The 11,847-nt window shown below is 32.3% G+C and carries 10 protein-coding genes; 4 read left to right on the top strand and 6 right to left on the bottom strand.

Annotated elements, in window-relative coordinates:
- The first annotated feature begins 59 nt into the window (after positions 1–59).
- Together GN138_RS08805 and GN138_RS08810 are read left to right on the top strand one after the other, a co-directional pair.
- Positions 60–2,636, top strand: coding sequence for a TonB-dependent receptor (locus GN138_RS08805; protein ID WP_157363438.1), 2,577 nt, complete (start codon positions 60–62; stop codon positions 2,634–2,636).
- Positions 2,637–2,647: 11 nt separating this feature from the next.
- The gene (locus GN138_RS08810; RefSeq protein WP_157363439.1) at positions 2,648–4,303 is read left to right on the top strand and encodes a choice-of-anchor J domain-containing protein; all 1,656 of its coding nucleotides are present in this window, start codon (positions 2,648–2,650) and stop codon (positions 4,301–4,303) included.
- A 70-nt stretch (positions 4,304–4,373) separates the two neighbouring features.
- Here GN138_RS08810 and gldD read toward each other — a convergent pair whose 3' ends face one another.
- The 4 genes from gldD to mutY all read right to left on the bottom strand — a co-directional run bounded on the left by gldD (position 4,374) and on the right by mutY (position 7,918).
- The gene (gene gldD, locus GN138_RS08815; RefSeq protein WP_157363440.1) at positions 4,374–4,943 is read right to left on the bottom strand and encodes a gliding motility lipoprotein GldD; all 570 of its coding nucleotides are present in this window, start codon (positions 4,941–4,943) and stop codon (positions 4,374–4,376) included.
- Between the two features lie 78 nt (positions 4,944–5,021).
- The gene (locus tag GN138_RS08820; protein WP_157363441.1) at positions 5,022–6,332 is read right to left on the bottom strand and encodes a gliding motility-associated protein GldE; all 1,311 of its coding nucleotides are present in this window, start codon (positions 6,330–6,332) and stop codon (positions 5,022–5,024) included.
- An 18-nt stretch (positions 6,333–6,350) separates the two neighbouring features.
- Positions 6,351–6,794: a single-stranded DNA-binding protein gene (locus tag GN138_RS08825; protein WP_157363442.1), complete on the bottom strand. Its 444-nt coding sequence runs from the start codon at positions 6,792–6,794 to the stop codon at positions 6,351–6,353.
- A gap of 83 nt (positions 6,795–6,877) precedes the next feature.
- Positions 6,878–7,918, bottom strand: coding sequence for an A/G-specific adenine glycosylase (mutY, locus tag GN138_RS08830; protein WP_157363443.1), 1,041 nt, complete (start codon positions 7,916–7,918; stop codon positions 6,878–6,880).
- A gap of 136 nt (positions 7,919–8,054) precedes the next feature.
- On the opposite strand from mutY, the gene GN138_RS08835 reads away from it, so the two are divergent.
- Both GN138_RS08835 and GN138_RS08840 read left to right on the top strand, forming a co-directional pair.
- Positions 8,055–8,345 carry an HU family DNA-binding protein gene (locus GN138_RS08835; RefSeq protein ID WP_008270198.1) on the top strand — a complete coding sequence of 97 codons (291 nt, stop codon included), beginning with the start codon at positions 8,055–8,057 and terminating at the stop codon, positions 8,343–8,345.
- Between the two features lie 318 nt (positions 8,346–8,663).
- The gene (locus tag GN138_RS08840; protein ID WP_157363444.1) at positions 8,664–10,208 is read left to right on the top strand and encodes an Rne/Rng family ribonuclease; all 1,545 of its coding nucleotides are present in this window, start codon (positions 8,664–8,666) and stop codon (positions 10,206–10,208) included.
- Between the two features lie 65 nt (positions 10,209–10,273).
- Here the strand turns inward: GN138_RS08840 and GN138_RS08845 are convergent, their stop codons facing one another.
- Positions 10,274–10,990, bottom strand: a complete 717-nt coding sequence (locus GN138_RS08845) for a Bax inhibitor-1/YccA family protein (protein WP_157363445.1) — start codon at positions 10,988–10,990, stop codon at positions 10,274–10,276.
- Between the two features lie 127 nt (positions 10,991–11,117).
- Positions 11,118–11,804 (bottom strand): zinc metallopeptidase, encoded by a 687-nt coding sequence (locus GN138_RS08850; protein ID WP_157363446.1) that lies wholly within the window; start codon positions 11,802–11,804, stop codon positions 11,118–11,120.
- Positions 11,805–11,847 lie beyond the last annotated feature (43 nt).

The following is an 11,847-nucleotide window of genomic DNA, read 5'->3' on the forward strand; positions in this document are numbered from 1 at the left end:
TAGCCCAAGTAGCTATGTAATTTTGCCACAATTATAAAACCAATTAACTTAAATTTTATATGAAAAAATTTAGTCATTTTTTATGTTTTGTTGTACTAACATGTTTGTCAACATTTGCATATGCCCAAACCACTATAACGGGTAAAATAATTGATAGTGACATGAACTCACCACTTCCTGGTGCTAATGTATTAGTTAAAGGAACTTCAAATGGTGCTACAACAGATTTTGATGGTGATTTTACTTTAAAAACTGATGTAAAGTCAGGAGAAGTGGTAATCTCTTATGTAGGTTTTATTTCTCAAACTATTGCTTTTAGTGGAAATACTGATTTGGGAACAATCACATTACAATCTAGCGATTTAGGTTTAGATGAGGTTCAGATTATTGCTTCTGTTGCAGTTGATAGAAAAACACCTGTTGCTGTTTCAACGGTAAAAGCTGCAGATATTGCTTTAAAATTGGGTACTCAAGAATTTCCGGAGGTTTTAAAATCTACACCAGGTGTATATGCTACCAAATCAGGTGGTGGATATGGTGATGGTCGAATTAATTTACGTGGATTTAGTTCAGAGAATGTTGCTGTAATGATAAATGGTGTTCCTGTTAATGATATGGAGAATGGTGCTGTTTATTGGAGTAACTGGGCTGGTTTAGGTGATGTAACAAGTTCTATGCAGGTTCAAAGAGGTCTAGGTGCGGCTAAAGTAGCGGTTCCTTCTGTTGGTGGTACTATTAACATTTTAACAAAAACTACAGATGTAGAAGAAGGTGGAAATGTTATGGCTTCTATAGGTAACGATGGTTACAGAAAATATGGAGTAACTTATTCTACTGGCTTAATGGAAAATGGTTTTGCAGCTACAGTTTCTGCAGCAAAAACGGATGGAGATGGTTATGTAAAAGGTACTTCTTTTAATGCCGTATCATATTTTCTTAATGTTTCTAAAGAAATAAATGATCAACATAAGTTGTCTTTCACTGCTTTTGGTGCAAAACAACGTCACGGACAAAGACAAAATAGACAATTAATTGAGACGTATAGAGAAAGTGAAGATGGAATTAAATATAACCAGGATTGGGGTTATAAAAATGGACAAGTAACATCTATTGAAGATAACTTTTATCATAAACCACAGATTTCATTAAATCATTATTGGAATTTAAGTGATAATACAACTATATCCACTGCAGCTTATGCTTCATTTGGTTCTGGTGGAGGTGGAGGAACTCTTGGTAGTGATGCTGAGACTCCAGGTTTCGAAGGAGATGCAAGGTATAAGTTTACAAGTGCTGATTACCGTATTGGAGAATATGGTCCTTTAGATTTTGATAGAATTGTTGAAGAAAACATTGCTCATGGAGCTAATGGTTCTAGTGCTGCTTTAAGAGCTTCAAGAAATGATCACAATTGGTATGGTGTTTTATCAACATTAAAATCAGATTTATCAGATGATTTAGTTTTTCTAGGTGGATTAGATTTTAGAAACTATAAAGGGATTCACTTTAGAGAAGTTACAGATTTATTAGGTGGTCAATTTATTATTAATGAAGATAATGTTAACAATCCTTCAGGTGTATCTAAGGTTGGAGATAAAGTTTCTTACTATAACGATGGATTAGTAGGCTGGTTAGGAGCTTTTGCTCAAGTTGAGTATGATGTAAATGAAGATTTTAATACATTCGTTTCTTTGTCGGCTTCAAATACTTCATATAAGAGAGTTGATTATTTCCAATATACACCAGATGATCCTTTAAGAGAGACAGATCGTTATAACTTTTTTGGATTTGGTGCTAAAGGTGGTGCAAACTACAGGTTAACAGAAAATCATAATGTGTTTGCTAACGTAGGGTATTTTGAAAAGGCTCCAGATTTTGATGCTGTTTTTCCTAATTATAATAATGAGGAAATAAATGGAGATGCTGAAAATCAAAAGATTTTAAGTTTTGAATTAGGTTATGGATTTAGAGGTGATAAATTGTCTGCTAATGTTAACTTATATAGAACGACTTGGAGAGATAGAACCGAAACAATTCCTTTTCAGTTAAATGAGGATGAAACAGGTTTTGCTAACATTTTAGGTATTAATGCAATTCACCAAGGTATAGAAGTTGATTTTGTTTATAGAGCAACAGATAAATTAAACATTACAGGTATGGTATCTTTAGGAGATTGGAGATGGGAAGATGATGTAACTGATGTTCAGATATTAAATGAAGAACAAGAAGTTGTTGAAACGTTAGATGTTTATATTGCTGACCTTCACGTAGGTGATGCAGCCCAAACTACTTTAGCACTTGGAGCAACTTATAAATTTACTGACAAAACAAGATTTACAGTAGATTATAATTACTTTGATAATCTTTATGCAGATTTTGATCCAAGTGATCGTAACGATCCTGATTTTAGAGAAGATGCTTGGAAAGTGCCTGCTTATGGAGTTTTTGATACTGCATTTACTCATGGTTTCAAATTAGGAAGTTTTGATGCTTCTTTAACTGCTAGATTAAATAATGTATTTAATACTACTTATATCGCTGATGCACTAGATGGTACAGGTTCTACTGCTCAGACTGCACTAGTATATTATGGTTTTGGAAGAACTTTTAGTTTCGGAACAACAATTAAATTTTAAAAAAAAGTAATATGAAAAAAGTTATTTATTTATTAGCCTTTATAGGTATGGCTTTTGTGGGTTGTAATCCCGTAGAAGATATTCATAATGAAATTGACTCACAAGATGACTCTGTTGTAGGAGAGGCGGAATATACCTTGACTGACGATGATTATGATGCTTTAGGATTGATATATGGAACCTTTGATTCAGAGCAACAAGCTAAGGATTCTATACCACAATTATTGGAAGATTTATATCCTTTTTGGGGTAATGGATCATCGGTTTTAGTTGGTTATGACCTATATCTTGGAAGTTCTGACGGTGTTAACGATTTTGTTTATGCTGACACATATTCTTTAGGTCTACAAGATTACCCTCAAGGTTCTCTAAATGCCATAGCATTTTATCCTAATGAAAACCCTTCTGATTATATTCCTAATATACTGGCTTCAGAAATTGTTAACCCTACTGAGGGACAAATAGTACTCGCTTCTTATAAACAATATACAGAAGAACCGGTTGAAGGTATTGCAAATATTTACGAAGCAGACTTCGTTGCAGCAGGAACGCTTTTAGATTATACAGCGATTAGTGTTGTTGGTGATCAAGTTTGGGAAGGTTCAAGTTATGGAGCTAAAATGAGTGGATATGCAGATTCGAGTAGTAATATAAATGAAGATTGGTTAATTTCTGCTGAGATTGATTTAACTGGTCAAGTTAATCCGTTATTTCAAGTAACCCAGGTTTTAAATTATGCGAATGAATTAGATTATTACAATATTTATGTGTCTACAGATTTTACTGGAGATGTGACAACGGCAACATGGGATATAATTGATGTGAATCCTGTTCCTGCTGGTGATAGTTGGACTGCGGTTACATCTGATGACTATAGTTTTTCTGCTTACGAAGGAGAAACTATACATATTGCCTTTAAATATGAATCTGACTTAAATGTTAGTGGTACTTGGGAAATTGAGTTGGCTACTATTAAAGTTGCTGGTGTTGAGGGAGAAACTGTTGACACAGAAGTATATTATACTTATACTGATGGAGAATGGGTATTGTCTGAAGGTGTATATATTTTAAGTGAAGAAGATTTTGAATCAATGGGGTTAAGTAATTTTGGTAGTTCTATTCCTGCTGATAATTATTTACCTACTTTTTTAAGTATTAAATATCCTTTTGCTCAAGAAGAAGATGAATTGATTGTTATTTATAAGTATGTATCAAGTAGTAGTGGTGCTCAATTAAGAGGTAATTTGTATTCTGTAGTAGGAGGTGAATGGACAGGATATGAGTCTACTATTTCTACAACCTTACAATTTGGAAAAGAAGATGGAATATGGGTGCCAGATAACACTATTAGATATACTGTAATAAGTTCTGATTATAGTTTAGTTGCTTCAACATTATTAACCGAGCCTGGTTTTGAATCTGCAGCAAGCAATTTAGATAGTTATGGAAACTTTAATAGAACTACTGGTAGCTCTGGTTGGACTGATGCTCAAATGAAAACGGCAATGGGTGTTATACTAGATAATTTAGATCCTAATGCGGAAGAAGGGCAAAAATATATTGTTACTGTTGATATTTATAATGGTGCTAGCGGTACTGAAGACTTTGCTGTAATTAAAACAGATGGTGTTTGGGAATGGCAAAATCCAGAAGATTACGACGAGTAAATTAGAATATTTTCTGAAACAAAAAATGCCACTGAATTTCAGTGGCATTTTTTATTGTTTTAAACTTATTTTACTCCTTCCATTTAACACTTTCCATAATATGTTTAATATCCTTTTTTAAATACTCTGAAGCAGGATATATAGAATCATAATTTGGTTTTGCATAGAAGTACAAAGAACCGCTTAAAAAGTGTTTAATGCTATCTGTAACGTAGAATTGTGATTGCGATGCGGCATCACCTCCAATTTCGTATAACATACCGTAAACTTTGTTTTCTTTATTTTCAAAATCTTTATAAGAAATTTCATCTGCCTTAATGGTATGTTTTTGTGTGAGGTTTTGAGCATCACGCAGCAGGCTATCTAAATTTCCGTTTTTAATTTCTTTATAGGTTAAATAAATAGTGGCTTTTAAAGCAGGATATTTAAGATCTACACCATTGGAGGATGACGTAGATTTTACGCTACTAATGGGATTTGCCAATTCATTTTTTTCAAACGTAAATGGTAATGGCACTAAGGCTTCTTTATATTTAGCAGTTGGGTACTCTAATCTTAAATAACCTTTTGGTTTAGGTAATGGGTCGTTACCACAACTTAGCATTAATAAGCTTAATAAAGGTAGTGTTAATCGTTTCATTGGTTTAATATTTATAAGCATATAAAATTTTCTATTATTAAGTCTTAGAAAATAGGTTATATGTTTTTTCCGCTCTCGTTAATCTAACAAGGTAAGTTTTATTTGTTTTATTCGCTTTCGTTCTAAAGATTCTATAGTAAAATCGTAGTTTCTAAAATTTATTTTACTTCCTATTCTAGGGAAACCACCTGAAATTTCTAATACAAATCCTGCTAAGGTTTCGGCTTCCCCTTTTTTACTTTCAAAATATTCAATATCTTCAGTAATACCGACTATTTTGTAAACATCTTTTAAGGGAGTTTTACCTTCAAAACTAAAGTTTTTGTTATCTAATTTAGTGTATATTAAATCGTCGTCATCATATTCATCACTAATATCGCCAACAATTTCTTCAATAATATCTTCTAATGATACTAAACCAGAAGTGCCTCCATATTCGTCTACAACTACAGCTAAATGAACTTTCTTAGTTTGAAACTCTACCATTAAATCGTCTAATTTTTTGTTTTCAGGTACAAAGAAGGGTTCACGAAGTAAGGTGGTCCAATCAAATTGTTTCTTGTTAAGATGTGGTAATAAATCTTTTACATAAAGTACGCCATTAATTGAATCTATACTTTCATTATAAACAGGGATTCTAGAATAGCCATTATCTATAATTTCTTTAATTATTATTTCAAAAGGTGTGTCAATACTTAAAGCAAATAAGTCCATTCTTGGTCTCATAACTTGTTTGGTATCTGTGTTACCAAAGGAAACTATGCCTTGTAATATTTTCTGTTCTTCTTGTGTGGTGTCTTCTTGGTTGGTTAATTCTAACGCTTGTGATAATTGGTCTACACTAAGATTAGAGCGTTGTTTACCAAAATTATTCTGAATTAAAATAGTTACGTAACGCATTGGAAGACTTATTGGAGATAGCAAAATATCTAAAGTCTTTAATGGCCTAGACATAAACGAGGAGAATTTTACACTATTTCTATTGGCATAAATTTTAGGAATAATTTCACCAAAAAGTAAGATTAAAAATGTTGCTGAAACCACTTCAATTAAAAACCTTAATAATGAATTTGTAATATCATTAAATAAAGTTTCACCGATATACGCAAAGAGCAGTACTACGGCAATATTTATAAAATTATTAGCTACTAAAATGGTGGCTAATAGCTTTTTAGGTCGTTCTAGGAGCTGCGCAATAACTTGCATTGCAGGTGATTGATTCTCTAAACCTTCATTTAGATCAGACTTAGTAAGCGAAAACAAAGCAACTTCTGCTCCTGAGATTAAAGCAGAACAAATTAATAAGACCACAAGTAATACAACACTCCAAATAAACGAGGCATTGATGGCTAAAAAAGTTATGAATAAAACCGTGGGTTCTGGGTCCAAGATAATGTTTGTTTAATATTAAAAAGGTAAATCATCATCGACTTCTGGTTCCGTGTTGGTTGGCGCAGAAGATTGTGGCTTAGGATTAGAGCTGGGCATTGTAGGCTTTTGTACTTGTTGCTCTGTTTTGGGTGTTAAAAAGGTAAACTCATCACATTGTATTTCTGTAGAATAACGTTCCATACCTTTATCATCTGTCCATTTTCTAGTTTTAATACGGCCTTCAATATATACTTTATCTCCTTTAGAAAGATATTTTTCACAGATTTCAGCAGCTTTATTTCTTACTACAATATTATGCCATTCCGTATTTGTGATACGTTCATTGGTTTGTTTACTAACATAAGACTCACTTGTAGCTATAGGAAAACGACCAACACAATTTTTATCGTCAAAATAATGCATTTTTACTTCGTCGCCTAAGTTTCCGATAAGCATCACTTTATTTAAGGTTCCAGCCATAATATTTAAATTTAATATACAAAGTTACTCATTTGTACAACACTAATTTAAAAGTACTAAAAAAATGTGATTTCTTTAAGTTTCTAAAATTTGAAATTTTCTATAAACGTACTAATAAGCACTGGCGAAGGATATTTTGTAAGAGCATCTATTGAAATGGCTTCTTTAGAAAGCCTGTCCACTTCTATAATCCAGAATTTAGTATATAAGTGCTGGTGAGATAATTTGTGCACAATATCAGTTTCATTATATAAAGCGTAATCTTTAATATAAGTATTAGATAAAACATTTTTAATATCTAAAAGTTGAAATTCTTCTAAAGAAAGGCTCTTCTCTGTTTCAATCAGTGGAAACTGGTAAAGATTTTGCCAAATACCTTTATGCGTTCGTTTTTGAAAAAGCGTCTTATTAGAAGAATCTATACAAACTAAAAAGTTGAAATATTTAGTGGACACTTTGGTTTTTTTTACTTTAACAGGGAGTGAGTCAATTGATTTTTTTTGAAGAGCGACACAACTTTTACACAATGGACAACTATGGCAATTAGGATTTTTAGGCTTGCATTGTAATGCTCCAAACTCCATAATAGCTTGGTTGTAAATATCTGGTTGTTTTGTGTCTATTAGGTTAGAAGCTAATTTTTTAAATTCTTTAATGCCTACAGTTGAATTAATAGGTGTCTTAATACCAAAATATCGAGATAGTACTCTGTACACATTACCATCAACCACAGCGGCAACTTCATTAAATGCAATAGAAGAAATAGCACTAGCCGTATAATCACCCACACCTTTAAGTTTTAAGAGGTCTTTGTAAGTATTAGGAAAAACACCATTAAATTCATTTACTATATGTTTTGCAGTTGTATGAAGGTTTCTTGCTCTAGAGTAATAACCTAGCCCTTGCCATAATTTTAAAACTTCTGTTTCAGAAGCTGTAGCAAGATCAAATATTGTTGGAAAATTAGAGGTAAAAGCCTCGTAATACGGTAGACCTTGTTTTACTTGTGTTTGTTGTAAAATAATTTCTGAGAGCCAAATGTTGTAAGGATTTTTGGTTTTACGCCAAGGCAAATCCCTCTTATGTGCTGAATACCAATTAATTAATGTATATTTGAAGTCCATTTAGTTTAAAAAGTGTTGAGGCAAAATTAAATCTTTAGAACGTTAAAATTTAATTAATTACGTTTGAAATATTGAAATTAAATTACTTATATTTGCCAACCCTTAGAATTTAATAGTAACCCTAAAACTAATAATAATGACAAAAGCCGATTTGGTAGCAAAAATATCTGATAAGTTAGGTATTGAAAAAGGTGACGTTCAAGCAACTGTTGAAACCTTTATGGAAGAAGTAAAAACATCTTTAGAAAGTGGAGATAATGTTTATTTAAGAGGTTTCGGAAGTTTCATCATTAAAACAAGAGCTGAAAAAACAGGTCGTAATATTTCAAAAAATACTACAATAAAAATTCCAGCTCACAACATACCTGCATTTAAACCTGCAAAAGTATTTTTAGAAGGTGTTAAATCTAATGTTGAAGTGAACTAATAAAGCATTTAAAACAAAATATTAATTAAAAAGCATTATTTATTATGCCAAGTGGTAAAAAAAGAAAAAGACACAAGGTAGCGACGCACAAGCGTAAAAAACGTAGACGCGCTAATCGTCACAAGAAAAAATAAATTGAAAAAAGTAGTTTTTAAACTACTTTTTTCAGTTTTAATGAAACGTTCTTTGATATAGAATTTTCAGCATTTAATAGAGTGCTGTTGATTTGTTGGAATCCCGATGTTTTTTCGGGACCTGTGTCAAAAAATTTAGTAAACTCCATCTATCTCAATTAAGAGTTAGATATAAATTAACATTATGAACAAGGAATTAATCGTAAGATCGAGTTCAGATATTGTTGATTTTGCTTTATTAAAAGATGGAAAACTTATTGAATTGCATAAAGACGAAGAGGATAACAACTTTTCAGTTGGTGATATTTTTATTGCCAAAATACGTAAGGTTATTCCTGGTTTAAACGCTGCGTTTGTTAACGTTGGCTATGAGAAAGATGGTTTTTTACACTATCATGATCTAGGACCACAATTGCCTTCACTTTTAAAATTCATTAAGCGTGTAAGCACAGGGAAGCTTAAGGATTATACCCTTAAGGATTTTCCTATGGAGAAAGATTTAGACAAAAATGGTAGCATAGCAAATGCTATTAAATCTAATCAATCTTTATTAGTACAAGTAGTAAAAGAGCCAATCTCTACAAAAGGGCCACGCATTAGTTCAGAATTATCTATTGCTGGTAGATACATTGTCTTGGTACCTTTTTCAAATCGTATTTCAATTTCGCAAAAAATTGATTCGCAAGAAGAAAAAGACCGTTTAAAAAGACTGGTAAAAAGTATTACACCTAAGGGATTTGGCGTTATTATACGTACAGTAGCAGAAGGCAAAAAAGTTGCCGAGCTAGATAGTGATTTACAAAACTTGCTGGATCGATGGACAGCAATGTGTAAAAAATTGTATAAAGCACATCACCCAACCAAAGTACTGGGAGAAATGAACAAAGCATCCTCAATTCTGAGAGATATTTTTAATGATTCATTTTCTGGTATAGTTGTAGACGATGAAGCATTGTACTTACAAGTAAAAGATTATGTGCAGCAAATTGCACCAAACAAAGAGTCTATAGTTAAATACTATAAAAATGGTGTTCCTATTTTTGAAAAATTTGGTATTGAACGCCAAATAAAAACATCATTTGGACGAACCGTATCTATGGCAAAAGGTGCCTACTTGGTAATAGAACATACCGAAGCCCTTCATGTTGTAGATGTAAACAGTGGTAATCGCTCTAACAAAGAGAAGAACCAAGAAGACACTGCCTTAGAAGTCAATATGATTTCTGCGCAAGAAATTGCTCGCCAATTACGATTACGTGATATGGGAGGAATTATTGTTGTTGATTTCATAGATATGGGCAAAGCAGAAAACAGAAAGAAGCTTTATAATTATCTTAGAGATGAGATGAAAGATGATAAAGCAAAGCACAAAATATTGCCGCCGAGTAAGTTTGGATTAGTGCAAATAACCAGACAACGCGTTAGGCCAGAGCGTAATATTAAAACGAAAGAAGAAAATCCTAACCTCATAGGAGGCGATGAAATTGAAGCACCGATTAAGGTGATAGAACGAATTAATCAAGACCTAGAGCGCATTTTCAAAAAAGACTATAAAAAGGTAACACTTAATACACACCCTTTTATAGCAGCCTTTTTAACCAAAGGGTTTCCATCAGTACGTTCAAAGTGGTTTGTTGAACACAAAAAATGGGTAAAAGTTTTACCTAGAGATGCTTACACATATCTTGAATACCATTTTTACGATAAAAATGGTAACAAAATCAAATAATATCTATTAGAAAAGCCCAATTGAGAAATCAATTGGGCTTTTTATTTTTTAAGGTTTAGAAATTCTTAATCTCTAGACATAAATATTCTTAAGATGTACCAAAATAATAACATTAAAGAGGCAAACAGTCCTAATGCAGCTGGTATATAATCTTCCATACCATAAGTTTTAACTAAGTTAGAGGTTTGGTATAATATAGAACCACCAGCAAGTAAACACATTGCTACGGAGAACCATAATCCTAAATTAAATCCGAATAAAGCACCAGCTATAATTAAACCAATTGCAATAAAGAATCCTATTGTTAAACCTGTTTTTAAGAATGAAAAATCTTTTTTAGTTAATAATACTGTGGCAGATAAGCCAGAAAATAGAGCTAATGTAACTATTGATGCTTGGTACAATAATTCTAAACCAGAATCCATATATACAGCAGCAATATAAAGCATAGGTATAAAAATTAAAGCTTCAAAAAATATATAAATACCATAGGCTAAATATTGCATATTTTTATCTGTTGTGCGCATAGCCATACTTTCTGCATAGTTTGTAGCAAGCATAAATCCGCCGAGCATAATTAACCATTTGTAGCCTTCGGTCATAGATAGCATAAAGTCAACGATGGTTTCACTTTGTAATAATAAATATTCAAACAAAACAAAAACAAGCACGCCTCCTGCAACATGTGCATAAGTTTTTTTGTAGAACGCAACACGTTCTGCTTCAGATAGATTACCGATTAATACTTTTTGAGGTAAGTGGTTTGGGATTTGATTTTCCATAGAAATTAAATAAGATTAGTTGTATAAATGTAGTTGAATTCAGACTTTAAAACAAAATAAAAGCCTTGAAATTCAAAGCTTTTATTATTAGGTAACTATAAAATGTATCTTACTTATATATCAAATTTTATCTTCTGTTTAGAAATATGCTTACAAAATATAATAAGGTTGCTAATGACCCTAATGCGGCAACTAAATAAGTTCTTGCAGCCCATTTTAACGCGTCTTTTGCACCTGCATGTTCTTCTCTGGTTACCATATTTTTGTTTTCTAGCCAAGCCAAAGCTCTATTACTAGCATCGTATTCTACAGGAAGTGTAATGAAAGTGAAAAGTGTAGTTACGGCAAATAAAATAATTCCCAGAAGTAGTATAGAACTACCAAATGAGCTTGTTGCAGACAAAACTAAACCAGCCATAATAACAATATTAGATAGCTTACTACTAATACTAACAGCTGGTACAATTTTAGAACGCATTGTTAACCAACTATACGCTGTTGCATGTTGTACAGCATGGCCAACTTCGTGAGCAGCAACGGCAGCAGCAGCAGCATTTCGCTGGTTATATACAACCTCACTGAGGTTTACCGTTTTATTTGCGGGATTGTAATGGTCTGTTAATTGACCAGGTGTTGAAATTACTTCTACATCATATATGCCATTGTCTGCAAGCATTTTTTCCGCAATTTCTCTTCCGCTTAATCCATTTCTTAGATGAAGTTTTGAGTAATGCTCAAATTTGCTTTTTAACTTTCTGCTTACAAAAGAACTTACTAAAAAGATAACTCCTGCAATAATATAATATCCCATCATAATTTAAATCGAATTTTGATTTTACAATTGTAAATATAACAAA

It is taken from the genome of Winogradskyella endarachnes (genome assembly GCF_009741275.1).
Lineage (GTDB): Bacteria > Bacteroidota > Bacteroidia > Flavobacteriales > Flavobacteriaceae > Winogradskyella > Winogradskyella endarachnes.

Excerpts from the sequence above, each read along its gene's own strand:
- GN138_RS08805 (WP_157363438.1), top strand. The coding sequence starts at position 60 with ATGAAAAAATTTAGTCATTTTTTATGTTTTGTTGTACTAACATGTTTG.
- GN138_RS08810 (WP_157363439.1), top strand. The coding sequence starts at position 2,648 with ATGAAAAAAGTTATTTATTTATTAGCCTTTATAGGTATGGCTTTTGTG.
- gldD (WP_157363440.1), bottom strand. The coding sequence starts at position 4,943 with ATGAAACGATTAACACTACCTTTATTAAGCTTATTAATGCTAAGTTGT.
- GN138_RS08825 (WP_157363442.1), bottom strand. The coding sequence starts at position 6,794 with ATGGCTGGAACCTTAAATAAAGTGATGCTTATCGGAAACTTAGGCGAC.
- mutY (WP_157363443.1), bottom strand. The coding sequence starts at position 7,918 with ATGGACTTCAAATATACATTAATTAATTGGTATTCAGCACATAAGAGG.
- GN138_RS08835 (WP_008270198.1), top strand. The coding sequence starts at position 8,055 with ATGACAAAAGCCGATTTGGTAGCAAAAATATCTGATAAGTTAGGTATT.
- GN138_RS08840 (WP_157363444.1), top strand. The coding sequence starts at position 8,664 with ATGAACAAGGAATTAATCGTAAGATCGAGTTCAGATATTGTTGATTTT.
- GN138_RS08845 (WP_157363445.1), bottom strand. The coding sequence starts at position 10,990 with ATGGAAAATCAAATCCCAAACCACTTACCTCAAAAAGTATTAATCGGT.
- GN138_RS08850 (WP_157363446.1), bottom strand. The coding sequence starts at position 11,804 with ATGATGGGATATTATATTATTGCAGGAGTTATCTTTTTAGTAAGTTCT.